Source organism: Rothia sp. 88186D007BW (assembly GCF_053544215.1).
Map to the genome: position 1 here is coordinate 73,503 of NZ_JBPPTR010000009.1, position 16,339 is coordinate 89,841.

General features: G+C 58.2%; 16 protein-coding genes. 13 read left to right on the forward strand and 3 right to left on the reverse strand.

Going from position 1 to position 16,339, the window contains the following annotated elements; all coding sequences use genetic code 11:
- Window positions 1–15: 15 nt before the first annotated feature.
- Both ACEE09_RS06580 and ACEE09_RS06585 read right to left on the reverse strand, forming a co-directional pair.
- Window positions 16–792, reverse strand: coding sequence for a hypothetical protein (locus ACEE09_RS06580; protein ID WP_449083178.1), 777 nt, complete (start codon window positions 790–792; stop codon window positions 16–18).
- Between the two features lie 61 nt (window positions 793–853).
- Entirely contained in the window at window positions 854–1,009 is a 156-nt protein-coding gene (locus tag ACEE09_RS06585) for a hypothetical protein (RefSeq protein ID WP_449083180.1), read from the reverse strand.
- A 41-nt stretch (window positions 1,010–1,050) separates the two neighbouring features.
- On the opposite strand from ACEE09_RS06585, the gene ACEE09_RS06590 reads away from it, so the two are divergent.
- The 4 genes from ACEE09_RS06590 (at window position 1,051) to ACEE09_RS06605 (ending at window position 5,810) form a co-directional block, all read left to right on the forward strand.
- Window positions 1,051–2,778, forward strand: coding sequence for a long-chain-fatty-acid--CoA ligase (locus ACEE09_RS06590; protein WP_449083182.1), 1,728 nt, complete (start codon window positions 1,051–1,053; stop codon window positions 2,776–2,778).
- Between the two features lie 241 nt (window positions 2,779–3,019).
- Window positions 3,020–3,874: a MetQ/NlpA family ABC transporter substrate-binding protein gene (locus tag ACEE09_RS06595; protein ID WP_449083184.1), complete on the forward strand. Its 855-nt coding sequence runs from the start codon at window positions 3,020–3,022 to the stop codon at window positions 3,872–3,874.
- 224 nt (window positions 3,875–4,098) lie between these two features.
- Entirely contained in the window at window positions 4,099–5,151 is a 1,053-nt protein-coding gene (locus ACEE09_RS06600) for a methionine ABC transporter ATP-binding protein (protein WP_449083186.1), read from the forward strand.
- A 59-nt stretch (window positions 5,152–5,210) separates the two neighbouring features.
- On the forward strand, window positions 5,211–5,810 hold the full coding sequence (locus ACEE09_RS06605; RefSeq protein ID WP_449083249.1) for a methionine ABC transporter permease: 600 nt from the start codon (window positions 5,211–5,213) through the stop codon (window positions 5,808–5,810).
- An 84-nt stretch (window positions 5,811–5,894) separates the two neighbouring features.
- Here ACEE09_RS06605 and ACEE09_RS06610 read toward each other — a convergent pair whose 3' ends face one another.
- Window positions 5,895–6,644, reverse strand: coding sequence for an HAD family hydrolase (locus tag ACEE09_RS06610; RefSeq protein WP_449083188.1), 750 nt, complete (start codon window positions 6,642–6,644; stop codon window positions 5,895–5,897).
- 87 nt (window positions 6,645–6,731) lie between these two features.
- Between ACEE09_RS06610 and ACEE09_RS06615 the strand changes: the two genes are divergently transcribed.
- The 9 genes from ACEE09_RS06615 (at window position 6,732) to ACEE09_RS06655 (ending at window position 16,338) form a co-directional block, all read left to right on the forward strand.
- Window positions 6,732–7,094 carry a hypothetical protein gene (locus ACEE09_RS06615; RefSeq protein ID WP_449083190.1) on the forward strand — a complete coding sequence of 121 codons (363 nt, stop codon included), beginning with the start codon at window positions 6,732–6,734 and terminating at the stop codon, window positions 7,092–7,094.
- Between the two features lie 202 nt (window positions 7,095–7,296).
- Window positions 7,297–8,412 carry a histidine phosphatase family protein gene (locus ACEE09_RS06620; RefSeq protein WP_449083191.1) on the forward strand — a complete coding sequence of 372 codons (1,116 nt, stop codon included), beginning with the start codon at window positions 7,297–7,299 and terminating at the stop codon, window positions 8,410–8,412.
- Window positions 8,412–8,852, forward strand: a complete 441-nt coding sequence (locus ACEE09_RS06625) for a VanZ family protein (RefSeq protein WP_449083193.1) — start codon at window positions 8,412–8,414, stop codon at window positions 8,850–8,852. Before ACEE09_RS06620 ends, ACEE09_RS06625 begins: the two co-directional genes overlap by 1 nt.
- A gap of 98 nt (window positions 8,853–8,950) precedes the next feature.
- The gene (locus ACEE09_RS06630) at window positions 8,951–9,742 is read left to right on the forward strand and encodes a DeoR/GlpR family DNA-binding transcription regulator (RefSeq protein ID WP_449083195.1); all 792 of its coding nucleotides are present in this window, start codon (window positions 8,951–8,953) and stop codon (window positions 9,740–9,742) included.
- Window positions 9,739–10,701, forward strand: coding sequence for a 1-phosphofructokinase family hexose kinase (locus tag ACEE09_RS06635; protein ID WP_449083196.1), 963 nt, complete (start codon window positions 9,739–9,741; stop codon window positions 10,699–10,701). Before ACEE09_RS06630 ends, ACEE09_RS06635 begins: the two co-directional genes overlap by 4 nt.
- A 55-nt stretch (window positions 10,702–10,756) precedes the next feature.
- The gene (locus ACEE09_RS06640; RefSeq protein WP_449083198.1) at window positions 10,757–12,754 is read left to right on the forward strand and encodes a PTS fructose transporter subunit IIABC; all 1,998 of its coding nucleotides are present in this window, start codon (window positions 10,757–10,759) and stop codon (window positions 12,752–12,754) included.
- A gap of 29 nt (window positions 12,755–12,783) precedes the next feature.
- Window positions 12,784–14,481 (forward strand): phosphoenolpyruvate--protein phosphotransferase, encoded by a 1,698-nt coding sequence (gene ptsP / locus ACEE09_RS06645; RefSeq protein WP_449083200.1) that lies wholly within the window; start codon window positions 12,784–12,786, stop codon window positions 14,479–14,481.
- Between the two features lie 123 nt (window positions 14,482–14,604).
- Entirely contained in the window at window positions 14,605–14,883 is a 279-nt protein-coding gene (locus ACEE09_RS06650; protein ID WP_135013272.1) for an HPr family phosphocarrier protein, read from the forward strand.
- A 93-nt stretch (window positions 14,884–14,976) separates the two neighbouring features.
- Entirely contained in the window at window positions 14,977–16,338 is a 1,362-nt protein-coding gene (locus tag ACEE09_RS06655) for an AAA family ATPase (RefSeq protein ID WP_449083202.1), read from the forward strand.
- The last annotated feature ends 1 nt before the right edge of the window (window position 16,339 follow it).

Sequence of the window (16,339 nt, forward strand, 5' to 3'; positions counted from 1 at the left end):
CCTGCTCTTTCTACCCTACTGGTGGTGTGCGTGCACACCGGTAAGAGCCCGATGGTAACGGGTACCCAGCCCCGCCCCCAAGAGGGCGCCGAGCATGGCAAGGACGCAGGCGGCCAGGGCCGTGAGCACACCGGTAGCTGCATCGGGGGTCAGCAAGGGCTGGAGGGCATAGGAGGGCGAGATGGGATGTGTAAAATGTGCCGTTACCCAGGTCAGCAAGGTGGCCAGTAAAGTGCCTAAGATGCTCACCGCAAAGACCCCCACCGCCTGCTTACTGGGGGCCAGGGCCGTCATACGTGAGGCTGTATAGCCTGCACAGCCAAAAGCCAGGGCAAGAAGAAGCGCCACAGTAATCAGCCAAGGCAGGGCCTGGGCGCGGGTAGAGGGAGCAGAGGCCTCCATCACGGCCTCGGTCAGGCCAGGGTAGGTAGAGACTCCTAGAAGCCCCATCACAGTGTTACCCAGAACAAGACCACCCCGAATCAGGGCATAAGCGACCAGGGCACCACAGAAAGCCGGGATGAACTGAACCCGTCGTAGATCATGGGGAGAAGAAGCCGCCCTAGAACCCCACCCGGCTGCAAAAGGAGCGGATGGTTGGGCCGCCTGAGGAGGCTGGGAGGCGCGCTGATAACGAGTAGCCGATACCCCGGCGTCCTCAAAAGAAGAAGTCGGGCTATCTTCAGGAGCCTGCCCGAAGGCAGGCGAGTCTAAAACTCGGGTGGGATCAGAGTCCTCAAAGACCGCCTCCCATTCATCAAAATCACGGCGGTTTTTACCTGATTCAGTCACTGAAGTGCCCCTTTCTTAGAGCGAAGCTGATAAAACCAGAGGGTAGGTAAAGCGCCAGGGTCTAGAGCTGAGGCCCATACGCTAAGGCCATCAGCCCAATAATCGCCACACCAACCCCAATCACAATGAGACCAGCAATAATCATGCGCTTATTAATCTCCCGCATGAGCTCCCGGAACTCCTCAGGGCTAATATCATCTTTTCCACGTCGAGCCATACCCCTAAGTATGTCAGCTCTAACCCCTCTATGGCACAATCATGTGTATGCAGTCAGCCGAAAACTCACCCCACCTCGACCCCGACTTTCCCCTATCCCACCGACCCTGGACCAAGAACTACCTACCCGAAAGCAACAAAGACGTTGAGCTACCTGAGACATCGCTAAGTCACCTCATGGATGAAGCTGTGCGCGCAGTCCCCTATAAGATAGCTCTCGAATTCTTTGGCGCCACCACCACCTACGCCGAAATGGGCGAGCAGATTTTGCGGGTAGCTGAAGGCCTACGCCAAGCCGGTATTCAGCACGGCGACCGGGTAGCCATCGTCCTACCTAACTGCCCCCAGCACATCGTGGCCTTCTACGCCATTTTGCGTCTAGGTGCTGTAGTTGTGGAACACAACCCCCTCTACACCTTTACCGAACTGTGCCACATGTTTGAAGACCACGGCGCTAAAGCTGCCATCGTCTGGGACAAGGTTGCAGATAACATCACCTCCCTGCCCGTTGACATCCGGCCTGAACACATCTACGCGGTCAACATGATCGAAGAGATGCCCATCACCCTGCGCGCCGCCCTTAAACTTCCCATCGGCCGCCTCAAAACATCCCGCGAAAAACTCGAAGGCACAGCCCACCACACCACCCCCTGGCGTCAACTCGTCAAAAGCGCCCCACTTGCCGCTGATCACCCCCACCCCACCGCCCACGACCTGGCCCTTCTGCAATACACCTCAGGCACCACCGGCCTACCCAAGGGCGTCATGCTCACCCACCGCAACCTCGAATCTAACGGGCGCATGGGTGAAGAATGGATCCAACCCGGCGATAACGAAGTAATCTACGCCGTCCTACCCCTCTTCCACGCCTACGGCATGACCCTAGGCCAAACCATCGCAACCGTCTGCAAAGCCCGTCTGGTGCTCTTCCCCACCGTAGATATGGACCTCATCTTCCGGGCCATGAAACGCACCACCCCCACCATCTTGCCCGCCGTGCCCCCGGTCTACCGCCGCATGCTCGAAGAAGCCAAAAAGCGCAACATCTCCCTCAGAGGAATCCGCTACGCAGTATCAGGGGCCATGCACCTGCCCACCGAACTCGTCGCCGAATGGGAAAACGCCACCGGAGGCATGCTGGTTGAAGGCTACGGCCTCTCAGAATGCTCCCCCCTGGTCTCCTGCAACCCCCTCAATTCAACCCGCCGGGCCGGGTCAATCGGCGTGCCCTTCCCCTCAACCGACATCCGCGTGGTCGACCCCAAAACCCTCCGCAACATCCCCGACGGCGCCGAAGGCGAACTGCTGGTGCGCGGCCCCCAGGTGATGAGCGGCTACTGGAAACGCGCCGAAGAGACCAAGAAGACCCTGCTACCTGGCGGCTGGCTACGCACCGGCGACATCGTGCGCCTAGACCACGACTACTTCATCGAAATCGTTGACCGCATCAAAGAAGTCATTATTACCAGCGGCTTCAACGTCTCACCCACCGAAGTGGAAAACGTACTCACACAGCACGAATCAGTAGCAGACTGCGCAGTCGTTGGCCTACCAGATGGCACCGGTAGCGAAATAGTCACCGCAGCTGTGATCCCCGCTGAAGGCCACACCATCGACCCAGAAGTGCTCAAAGAACACTGCTACGGGCGCCTCACCCGCTATAAGGTGCCGAAGAACTTCTACGAAGTTGAAGAGCTACCTCGCTCCATGCTGGGCAAAAACTTACGCCGTAAAGTACGCGAAAAGCTCGAAGCTAAGCACATGAAGTAACCCAGAGGAGCCCCTGCCCCAAACGTCCTTATTTATGACGCTTTATGAAGACGTAACTTTTTGTTGCAGTCACACACATGTCATACGGGTCAGAAAAAGGGTGTAGGGGCTCCGCAATGGTCTAATAGAACATGACGCCACCCACGGCGCCAGAAACCACATCAGCACACCAAGAGCTCGATGCGGTGCCGCTGAGCTGTGGCCGCACATATCATCTACCCCAACAGAAAGATTCATAGCCGTGAAGAAATTTGTTGCCACCTTGGCTCTCGTACCCCTCGCACTCGGTCTTGCAGCCTGCGGCTCTTCCTCCAGCGACGACGTCGTCAAAATTGGCGTAGTAGGCGCCGACCCTGCCAACGAAAAACTCGTTGAAGTAGCAAAGGCAGAAGGAATCAACATCGAAATCGTTGAATTCTCCGACTACACCCAGCCCAACCCTGCCCTGAGCTCCGGCGAAATCGACCTCAACTGGTTCCAGCACATCGCCTACCTCTCCAACTACAACGTAGAAGCAAACGACAACCTACAAATCGTAGGCCCCACCGTCATCTACCCCATGGCCTTGTTCTCCAACAAGCACGACTCCATCTCAGCCCTACCCCAGGGTGCTGAAATCGCAGTCCCCAACGACACCGTCAACGAATCCCGCGCCCTGCTACTGCTTGAAGCTAACGGCCTGGTCTCCTTCACCTCAGAGACCACCACCCCCACCGTTGACGATATCGACACCGCAGCATCCAAGGTCACCGTCACCCCTGTAGACGCAGCCCAGACCGTGCTCGCCCTCGAATCTGTTGACGGCTCAGTCATCAACAACGACTTCCTCAAAGATGCTGGCTTGAACCCCAAGGCCGCCCTGGCCCAGGACGACCCCGCCAACGAGTCAGCCCGCCCCTACGTCAACCTCTTCGTCTCCACCGCTGATAACGCCGACAACGAGACCTACAAGAAAATCGTAGAACTCTACCACACCGAAGCCGTGCAGGCAGTGGTCCAAGAAGACACCCAGGGCACCGCCGTTGAAGTCACCACCGACCTCCCCGAACTGCGCTCCACCCTGGCAACCCTCGAAGAGCAGAAGCGCAAGGGCTAAAGAAGCTCGGCAAAAGTTCACCTTTGAGCCAGCTCACGCACCTCAACAGCGGCAGCCAACCTGCGGTAGGCTAGACACTTCGGCCCCGTCCGGTGCCAGCTCTAGCCCCGCACAGGCTGCCGCTTTTGCGCCCACCCTCAGCAGGTGCGTCCGCGCGCTACCAGCGCAGGCACCCACCGGTGCCAGCCCGCCGCCATAGCAAGCCCCCAACCGAAGAAGAAGACATGACCGAACAGCCACTACAGCCGACCGGGCCCCAGCCCATGGTCGTGCTGAACAACGTGACCAAAGAGTTCAAAGTCGGCAAAAAAACCGTCACCGCCGTCAACGGTGTAGACCTCAGCATCAACAAGGGTGACATCTTTGCTATCATCGGCTACTCCGGTGCCGGCAAATCAACCCTGGTACGCCTGATCAACGGCCTAGAATCCATCACTGAGGGTTCACTCACCGTCGACGGTTTCGAAATCGCTGGCAAACGTGAATCCCAGCTACGCCAGGTACGCACCAACATCGGCATGATCTTCCAGCAGTTCAATCTCATGAACTCCCGCACCGTTGCCGGTAACGTCGAATTTCCCCTCATCGTTGCAGGCTGGGACAAGGCCAAGCGTGCCGCCCGCGTCACCGAACTCCTAGACTTCGTAGGGCTGGCAGATAAGGCCAAAAACTACCCCGACCAGCTCTCAGGCGGGCAGAAGCAGCGCGTAGGTATCGCCCGTGCACTGGCCACCTCACCCTCCCTGCTACTGGCGGACGAGTCCACCAGTGCCCTCGACCCCGAAACCACCGCCGAAGTGCTGGACCTGCTCAAAAAGGTCAACGCCGAGCTGGGCATTACCGTCATCGTCATTACCCACGAGATGGATGTCGTCTCAACCATCGCCGACCGGGTAGCCGTCATGGAAAACGGCCGCGTAGTCGAAACAGGCAAGGTCTATGACGTCTTCTCCAACCCACAAACCGAGGTTGCCCGCCGCTTCGTAGGTACCACCGTCAAGTCCCTTCCCGTAGGGGACGAAGCAGCCGAACTCAAGGCCCGCCACAAGGGTTACCTGATTAACATCGAAATCGCCGAAGGTAATAAAGGCATCGGCAAGGTGCTCTCTTACCTGGGCTCCCGCAACGTCTCCTTCAACATTGTGCAAGGTGGCCTAGAAACCTTACAGGGCAAGAGCTACGGTAATCTCACCCTTGAACTTTTGGGTGATGTCACCAGCCTTGATGCTGTAGTTGCTGAGCTTAAGACTGTTACTCGCGTGCAGGAGGTACGCTAACCGTGGATTCAACCTTCGTCAGCGATAAGCTCATCCCCGCCCTGGGCGACACCCTCTACATGGTCTCATTGACCATGCTGCTAGCCGGTGCCCTCGGTCTGGTCTTTGGCCTCTTGCTGTACACCACCCGCCAGGGCAACATTCTGGCGAACCGCTTCGTTAACATTCTGCTCAACGTCGTGGTCAACGTGGTACGGCCCATCCCCTTCATTATCTTGCTGGCAGCTCTAGGGCCGCTAACTCAGATGGTGGTTGGCACCCGCCTAGGTGTCAATGCTGCTATCTTCGCCATGGTCTTTGGTGCAACTTTCGCCATTGCCCGTATCGTGGAGCAGAACATGGTCTCTATCGACCCTGGTGTGATTGAAGCAGCTCGCGCCATGGGCGCTTCTAAGATGCGTATTCTCTTCACCGTCATGATTCCTGAGGCACTTGGCCCCTTGATCTTGGGGTACACCTTCTTGGTGATTGGTGTGGTCGATATGTCAGCTATGGCCGGTTACATTGGTGGCGGCGGCCTGGGTAAGGTCGCCCTGGTGGACGGCTACCAGCGCTTCAACGAGGTCATCACCTGGTCTGTTGTCGCCGTCATTATTATTCTGGTGCAGCTCATCCAGCTGGTCGGTAACATGCTGGCCCGTAAGGTCATGCGCCGATAAAGAGCGGTTCGAGAGGCTGCGGGGTGAGCGGGGTGGGCATCTTTGCCTGCCCCGCTCACTGGCTTTAAGCGCCTGCCGCTCTGCTTAGGGTTTTCTCTGGTCGCGGTCGGGCAGGTGCCCCACCCAGGCCTCAAGCTGGGCGAGGAAGGCTGGGTCGGTGAAGGAACTGAACCGCCCGATACCTGCCGTCAGTAGGGGAGTGGGGGTGGCGGCGTCCGGCTCTGCCTGGTATATGAGGCAGTTGGTGCCCGCACTGGTGGCTGCTCGCATGCCGGTGATGGAGTCTTCCACGGTGAGGGCCTGCTCTGGTGCAAACCCCAGGCGGCGGACGGCTTCACGGTAGATATCTGGGGCGGGCTTGCCGTTTTCGACGTCGTGGAAGGAGACCCAGGTGTCCAGGTAGGGGGCGTAGCCGAAGCCGGTAAGTTTCTGGGTGAGTAGTTTACCGCCGGAGTTGGACGCCACCGCCACGGGAATCTTGGCTGAGAGCAGTTTGATAGTTTCGAGGGCACCGTCAATACGGGTGACGCCGCGGCTGACGACATCGTATTCGGTGGTGGTGATGGTGGTGTAGACGCTGTCACGGAAGGCCTCGGGGGAGCCGTCGAATTCGGACGCCAATGGGGTGAGGGCTGCTAGCCTGTCGGCCAGATCCCCGGCGGAGATACCGACCAGGGAGGCCTCGAGATCGGGGGTGAGAGGCACCTGGTAGCGTTTGAACATGTCGGCCTGGATTTCGCCCCAGAGGGTTTCGGAGTCGAGTAGGACGCCGTCACAGTCAAAGACGGCACAAGCAGGGGCAAAAGGGGTGGGGGCTGAGTGAAGTTCAAACATGGTTCTATGCTCTCATACCGGGGTGCCCGCGACATATTAAGAAGAGGACGCCGGGCTCAGTGGATGAGAGTGTAAGGAGTAATGTAAGTGAATAGCGAGAAGCCATTAGAAAACGGAGCTGAGAAGAAAGCTAAAAAGCCTGTTACTCGTGGTGAGCTTATTCGGGCGTGGATTTTCCTATTGGTTGTTATCTTACCTGCGTTCTACGGTATGGCCACGGTGTTCTTCTCTACGCCTTTTAACCGGGTTTTCAACTACGAGAAAGAATGCACCATCGCCTGGGGTGCCGTAGGCTCCTCTGGTTCTAAGTCCTATTCTGGTAGTTCTTATGTTTATGTTGAAAGCCCTGACTGCGGTGGCATGAGATACGTAGGGAAGCGTCATGGGCTGACGCATAAAGAGGTTGCTGATCGTGTTGATCTTTTAGAAGGTCAGAGGGTGACTCTTTAAGCCCTTCTAGGTTAGAAGCCTCAACGGTCAAGCTGGGGAGTATCGTGTAGTAACAGAGCAAGTTGATGGTGTTGAGAGCGTGCGTCGTCAGAACTTTCAACCCAAACAATGGCGTTGTCAGTAATATTCAGGGCCCTTCGGGGGAGGAGATCGATTTTACCTCTGACTAGAACCCCCGTATTCCCGTGGGATAATGAACCCTATGCCTAGCGTACTTATTCGACACGGACAGACCGACTGGAACCTCGTACACCGCCTACAAGGCTCCAGCGATATACCCCTCAACGAGACTGGCCGCGCCCAGGCGCTTGCTGCTGCCCACAACGTCCTCCAATACGCCCGGGCACAGGCGGATGCCCACCTCGGCTTCACCTGGCACGGCGTCGTCACCTCCCCTCTTTCCCGCGCCCAAGAAACCGGTGCCATCATCGCCGACGAGCTGGGCCTGCCCGTCCTTGGCTCCTACCCGGGCCTAGCAGAGCGATCCTTCAAAGACCTCGAAGGGGTGCCTAACAACCCCGCCCTGTGGGAAACCATCGAGAACGAAACCGCAGACATCGAACCCCTCGATACCTTCCTGGCCCGTGTTGAGGCTGCCCTCGACCAGGTTGAAGCTGACCACCCTGGTCAGAACCTGATTATCGTGGTGCACGGTATGCTCATTTCCCGCCTGCAAACAGCCCGCACCGGTCAGAAAGTGCTAGTGCCCCACAACGGTGAGGTAGTGCCCCTAGCCCCTGTCCGCCGGGCCTCCTCCATCATGCTGATTCGTCACGGCCAGACCGACTGGAACAAGGCCCACCTCATGCAAGGCACCAGCGACATCCCCCTCAACGCAACCGGCCGCGCCCAGGCCCATGAGGCCGCGGCCTCCCTCAAAGCCCGAGGCTTCGAGTTCGACGTGGTGGTCTCATCCCCGCTCTCTCGCGCCTATGAAACTGCAGAAATTATTGGTGCCGCCTTCGGCCTGAGCCCTGCCCGCACCTACGAGGACCTAGTAGAACGCGGCTACGGCGAAGCCGAAGGGCTGAACATCCCAGTGGCGGCCCGCAAAGAGCCGGACGCCTACTACAGCGGGGTTGAAAGCGAACGCTCCGTCTACCTGCGCAGCATCAAAGTACTGCGCCAGATCGCCCGCGACTACCCCGGCCAGCGCGTCATTGTTGTGGCCCACGGCTCCCTGATTCGCCGCGCCCTCTCCGCTACACACGGCCGAGAATTTGGCACCATCGCCAACGCTGAACCTTTTGAAGTAGATTTGCCGGGCCTGAGCCGCTGGGTAGAAACCAAGGAGCCCCTGCTGGTAGGTAAACCCTAGTGGGGCGCATCGTCCTTTGGGTTCTTACCTGGCTGTACGTGGTAGCGGTCGCCATCATTGTGCTCTGGCCTACCCACGTTGACTCCGGAGAATCGGGGCAGACCCTAGCCTGCATCCTTGCAGAAGGCCACACCCGCGGCTGGCTACCTGGCTGGTTCGGCTACCCACAGGTGGAATGGCTCTCTAACGTGGTCATGTTTATGCCCGGTGGTCTACTCTTTACCTGGCTGCTGCGCCCGGCCCGCACCTGGCTTGTGCCTCTAGGTGGGCTAGCCTGCACCCTGGCTATCGAAACCACCCAGCATTTCATGCCTGGGCGTACCAGCTCACCCCTGGACGTCCTCGCCAACGCCCTAGGCTGTGCCATCGGTTGGGTTTTTGCCCTGGCCCTACTCAGGACACCCCGGAAACCCAACAAGAGCACCGAAAAACAGTGCTAATGGTGGGGTTTACATTGCGTGCCCACAGGAACCCACATAAAATCAACAGTAGATAGGGTCACCCGGCCCACCTTCCAGTTGTATAAGGTGATAAAGACATGTTCGCTGAAGAACGACGCGCCGAAATCGCGAAGCTCGTAGCTTCTGCACGCCGCGTCAACGGCGCAGACCTCGCTAGACGCTACGAAGTCACAATGGAAACTGTCCGCCGTGACCTAGCAGCCCTCGAAGCTGAAGGTAAGCTACGCCGCGTGCACGGCGGTGCCGTAACCGTAGAGCAATCAACCTCTGTAGAGTCCTCTATCGCCCTACGCCAAAACCTCAACACCCCCGAAAAACAGAGAATCGCCCAGCGCGCCTATGAGCTACTCAGCGATTCGGACGCCGGGGCGGTAGTTCTGGACGCAGGCACCACCACCGAAATCCTAGCCGACCGCATCGCCGCCACAGACTTCTCCCTCAAATCAGGCGCCGACCGCCTCATCATCACCCATGCCCTTCACATCGCCGTGAAACTCGCTGAAGCTGACGGGGTGGTACTCGACATGGTCGGCGGCCAGCTCCGCAAAATGACCTGGGCGGCAGTCGGAACCCGCGCCGCCGCCCACTTCGAAACCATCCGCCCCGACATTGCCTTCATCGGCGTCAACGGCCTAGACGCCGAATTCGGGCTCTCCACCCCCGGCCCCAACGAAGCAATCGTCAAAACCGCCATCGTCAAATCAGCCCGCCGCGTCGTGCTCCTCTGCGACTCAGCCAAATTCGGCCAAGAGGCCCTGGTACGCTTCGCCGGGCTAGAAGACATCGACACTCTCATTACCGATAAAGCGCCCGAAGGTGAACTCGCGGCAGCGCTTGAAGAATCTAACGTAGAGGTGCTTATCGCATGATCGTTACCCTAACCGCTAACCCCAGCATGGACCGCACCGTGGAACTCTCCCACGCCATCAAACGTGGCGCCGTCCAACGTGCCATCGCCGCCGCCTCAGACCCCGGCGGAAAAGGCGTCAACATCGCCCGCGCCCTCAACATCTCCGGCTTCGAAACCGTGGCAGTGCTACCCGGCGACAACGAAGACCCCGTACTAGCCAGCCTCAAAGAAGACCAAGTACCCTTCGTCAACATGCCCATCGGCGTACCTATCCGTTCCAACATCACTGTGGTCGAACCCGACGGCACCACCACCAAAATCAACGCCCCCGGCGAGCCCCTCAACGACGTAGCCCAACAGCAGCTCACCCGCCTCATGATCAAAGAAACCATCGGCGCAGCCTGGCTCGTACTAGCAGGCTCCCTACCGGCCGGCGTCCCCTCCGACTACTACGCCGTAGTAGGCCGCTCCATCCGCGAATCCCTGGGCGACAAAGCCCCCCGCATCGCCGTAGACACCTCCGGGGTAGCCCTACGCGACGCCCTCGTAGGTCTAGATGGCATGCCCAACCTCATCAAACCCAACTCCGAAGAACTCGCTGAGCTGGTCGGTAAAATTGAGATGGCGGACGAACTCGAAGCCAGCCCCGAACTCACCGCAACTACCGCACAAGAACTAGTTGACCGCGGCGTGGAAATGGTCCTGGCCACCCTGGGCGGGGGAGGGGCCGTACTCGTGACCGCAGAAGGTGCCTGGCACGCCGTCCATGCCCCCATCAAAGTACGCTCCACCGTAGGGGCAGGCGACTGCTCCCTAGCAGGGTTCCTCATCGCCCACGAACAGGGCAAAACCCTCCCCGAATGCCTGGTACAGGCTGTCGCCCACGGCTCAGCTGCCGCCTCCCTACCCGGCACCCAGGTGCCCACCCTCGAATCAACCACCCCCCAAGCAGTCACCCTACGCAAACTGACCCTCTAAACCCCCACCAGAACCGCACCCTCAACCCCCTAAAACACAATCTGAGGAGGAGCACATGTCTGCTCTCATCACTGCGGATCTCATCAGCCTCGATGAGAACCTTGGCGGCACCCGCTTCGACGTCATCGAGCATCTAGCTCGCGCCGTCGTCCGTGCTGGCCGCGCCACCGACTTTGAGGCCCTCTACGCTGCTGCGCGTGCCCGCGAGGAAAAAACCGACACTGGTATTCCCGGCGGTATCGCTATTCCCCACTGTCGCAGTGAAGCAGTCACCGAACCCACCCTCGCCATGGCCCGCCCCAACCCCGCCATTGAATTCGGGGCAAAGGACGGCCCCGCCGATCTCATCTTCTTCATCGCAGCCCCTGCCGATGGCGGCGAAGCCCACCTGAAGATTCTCTCTCAGATGGCCCGCTCCCTCATGAAGAAAACGTTCACCACCGCCCTACGCGAAGCCAAAACCGCTGACGAAGTAGTCGTACTCGTTGAAGAAGTCCTGGGCCTGCGTGAAAAGGCCGCTGAGGCACCCGCCGCGTCCGGCTCCGTAGCCACCACAGACGCTACCGAAACAGAAGCACCTACCCGGCGTAAGAAAATTGTGGCTGTCACTAACTGCCCCACCGGCATCGCCCACACCTATATGGCAGCCGACGGCCTCAAATACGCCGCCGAAGAACTGGGTTATGAGTTCAAAGGCGAACCTCAAGGCTCATCAGGGGGCGAAAAACTCACCCAAGCCGAGATTGACGAAGCAGACGCCGTCGTCTTCGCTGTCGCTCTGCCCGTACGCGGTCGCGAACGCTTCGCCGGCAAACCTTATGTTGAGGCTTCGGTCAAGCGAGGTATCGACGAGCCTAAGACCCTGATTGAAGAAGCTCTCGCCGAAGCCCAAAACCCCAAAGGCAAGCGCGTAGCAGCCGGTGCAGCTGACACCTCAGAAAGCGCGGACGAAGGCGGCTCCTGGGGTACACGCATCTACAAGGCCCTCATGACCGGCGTCTCCTACATGATTCCCTTCGTAGCAGCAGGCGGCATTATCCTAGCTATCGGCTTCATGCTCGAAGCCATCACCATGCCCAACCTAGGTGACGTAGACACCCAAGCTATCCTCTCAGGGGCCTCCCTGACCAACCTGGGTGACACCCCGCTCTCCCTCTACCTGGGAGCGGCCCTACACACCATCGGGGCCTTTGGCCTAACAGCCATGGTCCCCATCTTGGCAGCCTATATCGCCTACGGGCTAGCACAGCGCCCCGGCATCGCCCCCGGCTTCATCGCCGGTTCTGTCGCCGTCATGGTTGGCGGCGGCTTCCTCGGCGGTATCGTCGCAGGTCTGCTCGCTGGCCTGTGCGCCTACTGGCTCTCCCTGCTCACGCTGCCCCGCTGGCTCGCCTCCATGATGCCCGTGGTCATCACCCCGCTAGTTGCCACCCTCTTCGCCGGCGGTCTCATGTTCTTCCTGCTCGGCGGCCCCCTAGCCTGGGTTACCAGCTCCTTAGAGAACTGGCTGAACTCCATGACCGGTACCTCAGCTATTCTTCTAGGCATCATCCTCGGTGCCATGATGGGCTTTGACCTTGGCGGGCCCGTCAACAAGGCAGCCTACCTCTTCGCAACCGCAGGCCTCTCAGCCGGAACCCTGGCCTCCCAGCAGGTCATGGCAGCCGTCATCATCTCAGGTATGGTTCCCCCGCTAGCGATGGCCCTGACCACCGCTATTCGCCCCAAGCTCTTTAGCGCCCCCGAACGCGAAAACGGCAAGGCAGCCTGGTTATTGGGTGCCTCCTTCATCTCCGAAGGCGCCATCCCCTTCGCCACCGCCGACCCCCTGCGCGTGGTCCCCTCTTCAGTGATTGGTGCTGCCGTGGCCGGTGCCATCTCCATGGGCACTAGCGTAGCCTCCCCTGCACCTCACGGCGGTATCTGGATCCTTGCCCTAGTTGAGAACCCTCTCATGTTCCTTGTGGCAGTTATCGCAGGTACCCTAGTGGGCTCACTCATGTATATTGTTCTCAAGTCACTTGCAGGCCGTAAGGCCACGGCAACCGTCTAATCACTTCAACCCCTTAGAAGGAAAACTCTATGACTACCTACCAGGGTGTCGGCGTCTACGCCGGCCGCGTTATCGGCAAAGTCCTTCAGATGCCCGAGCCCATCAAAGCTCCCTCCTCTTCCCTGAAGCTCTCAGCTGACGAAACCCCCGAACAGGCCGCCGAACGCATCAAAGCCGCCGCAGAAGCCGTCAAAAAAGGTCTACTGGAACGCGCCGAACACGCTAGCCGCGACGGTAAAGCCGTGCTCAAATCCACCTCACAGATGGCAACCGACCGCGCCCTCCTCAAGAGCGCCATCAAACTCGTCGAAAAGCAGGGCAAAGCCCCCGAACTAGCAGTCTGGGAAGCAGCAACCGGTTTCGCCGACCAGATGGCAGCCCTAGGCGGCTACATGGCCGAACGCGTCACCGACATCCACGACGTCCGCGCTCGCATTGTTGCCGAGCTCACCGGCCAGCAGGCCCCCGGTATTCCTACCTCTGCTGAGCCCTTCATCCTGGCAGCTATCGACCTGGCACCGGCAGACACCGCCACCCTAGACCCCCAGCAGGTCATCGCCCTGATTACCTCCGACGGTGGCCCCCAGGCCCACACCGCAATTCTGGCTCGCGGGCTTGGCCTACCTGCCATCGTTGCCGCCAAGGGCGTCACCGAGATTGAAAACGGCACCAAAGTCTACGTTGACTCCAACGAAGGTACCGTCGAGACAGAGGTAACCGACGAACACCGCGAACTGGCTGAAAAATACGCCAACCGCAAGGAACTACCTGACTTTGACGGCACCGGCATCATGGCAGATGGCACCCATGTGCCCCTCTACGCCAACGTTGGTGACGGCAAGAGTGCAGAGAAAGCAGCCAGCCTCAAAGCTGAAGGTGTGGGTCTGCTCCGCACCGAATTTGGTTTCCTAGGCCACGACGCTGAGCCCTCAGTAGAAACCCAGACCGCTAGCTACAAGGCCGTCTTCGACGCTTTCCCCGGCCAGCACATCGTTGTACGCACTCTCGATGCAGGGGCAGACAAGCCCCTGCCCTTCCTCAACGTCAAGGAAGAAGAAAACCCCGCCCTGGGTGTGCGCGGTTTCCGTACCGACACTGCTGTGCCCGGCGTGCTTGAACGCCAGCTCAAGGCCATTAAGGAAGCGGCTGAGAGCACCGATGCTGACATCTGGGTTATGGCCCCCATGATTTCAACTACTTCAGAAGCCCGCCGCTTCAAAAACACAGTAGACAAGATTGGTCTTAAGACCCGTGGCGTCATGGTCGAAACTCCCGCAGCAGCCGTCAACGCTGAGGCAATCCTTGGTGAAGTAGACTTCGTCTCCATCGGCACCAACGACCTCACCCAGTACACCATGGCAGCAGACCGCCTACTCGGCGATCTGGCCCACCTCAACAACCCCTGGCAGCCGGCCGTGCTGAAGATGATTAAGCTGACCGTTGAAGGTGCTAAGCGGGCATCATCGAAGTCTGGTGTGAAAAAGTACGTCTCTGTCTGCGGTGAAGCAGCAGCCGACCCCGCCCTGGCTGTGGTGCTGGTAGGCCTGGGTGTAGATACCCTCTCCATGAACGCCGGTGCTATGGCCGCCGTATCTGCCGTGCTCAAGTCAGTGACCCCTGAAAAGGCACAACAGATCGCTAACGATGCTCTGGACCAGATTTCCTCTGCAGAAGCTAAGGAAGCAGCCCGCAAGCACCTGCCGATTCTTGACGAGCTCGGCCTCTAAGCCAAGAATCTATTTCTGAATAAATCACACCAAAATAGGTGATTAACGCGAGCGAAACCGTCGCGCCCTGATTTAGACTCAGTAGTGGACAAAAATCCGCACCCCTTTATTAAGGAGAACCCCATGGCAGAACGTATTGCCACCATCGCAAGCCGTGTTGGCCTGCACGCCCGCCCCGCAGCGATTTTCGCTGAAGCAGCAGGCGACCTCCCTGTTGAGGTCACCATCGCCGCTGAAGGCGAGCCCGCAGACGAGGCAATGGACGCAGCTTCCATCCTCTCCCTGATGTCACTCGGTGCTAAGCACGGCGACAAGGTCGTTCTGCGCGCAGAAGGCGAAGGCGCTGAAGAAGCACTCGACACCCTGGTCAAGATCCTCGAGACTGACCACGACGCCGAGTAGTTCGGTTTTACTCTGAAAAAGCCTGCCACCGTGTAAGTGGTAGGCTTTTTCTTTTCATTGAGCGATTCTCAAACCAGCTAGTAAACTAACTCTATGGGAACGACCGCAGAACTTAAAGAACTTCATCTGACCTCATTTAAGGGCTTTGAAGAGCAGACTCTGCCTATAGCTGATACAACTCTCCTGATTGGGCGAAACAGCACTGGAAAGTCTAATGCTTTGGACGCTTTAGATGCCCTGAGCCGTTTGGCTGGCGGTGAGTCTATCAATGATGCGCTTGACGGGCGCAGACGGGAGGGCGGGGCTATCCGCGGTGGTAGCGTCGGTCTAGTCCCCCATGGAGAAGAATCTTTTACCTTGGGCTGCCTAGTTGAGATGGATGGGGCAGACCATAGATACAGCCTGACCATTGGTGTAAGCCATGAGGGCGAGTGCAGGATTCTTAGTGAAGAGTTAACCGGTCCCGCACTTCCATCCAGTGGAAGGGTATGGGAAGAAAAAAGGCAGCTGTTCAATGCCCACTCTTGGCAAAAAGAGAGAACAGGTAGCCTTGAAGCTTACTACCATAACGGAAAACAAGGCTACAATCCTAAAACACTTTTTGCGGACAACCGGCTAGTTCTGACACAGTTCATTGATCGTTTCCAATACAGTGACGAACTGGGTGTTCGTTCGGCAGTTGAGGGCGCCGCAGCTGTGCGTGAGGCTCTTCTCTCCGTCTTCCATCTCGACCCGGTACCTTACCTTATGCGAGATTACGTCCGAGAGCACCCGCGTTATATGGAGCGTACTGGTGAAAATATCTCTGCCGTCTTGCTAGCTTTGAGTAAGCAAGACCCTACTACTTTTGACCATATCCAGAAGCTGGTAGGTGAAATTGTGGATGACGGTATCACAGGCATTAATTTTGTGAGGACCGAGCTGAATGAGGTAATGCTAGCTCTTCAGGAAAAAGAGTTTCAAACTCCTGCTCGGGAGATGAGCGATGGGTTGCTGCGCTTCTTGGCCATAGCCGCTACTTTATTACCTGCTAGTGAAAGCCTTGATATCAAAGCCGGAACTGTCCAAAAGCTGGGGGACAAGAATAAGGTAGTACAGGGCGGGGTGCTGACCGTTATTGAAGAATTGGAAAATGGAGTTCATCCTTCCCAAGCTTCCCGGCTACTTCACATGGTTGAAGAAAGCGGCAAAAGACCAAATTTCAAGGTTTTGGTAACTACACATAGCCCGGCTCTCTTAGATGCGGCAGAAGGCCGACTCAACGAGAGCATCGTCGTCTGTTATCGGGACCCGGATACTGGAAAATCCCTCCTTAAACCCTTGGTAGATTTCCCTGATTTTGAGCAGGTTCTTGCAAGCAAAACCTTAGGGAAGGCTGTAGCTGCAGACGAGTTTCGAGATACTGAGACACCACAACCTGACTACAGAGCTCTTAATGACTTGCTAGGGATTTAGC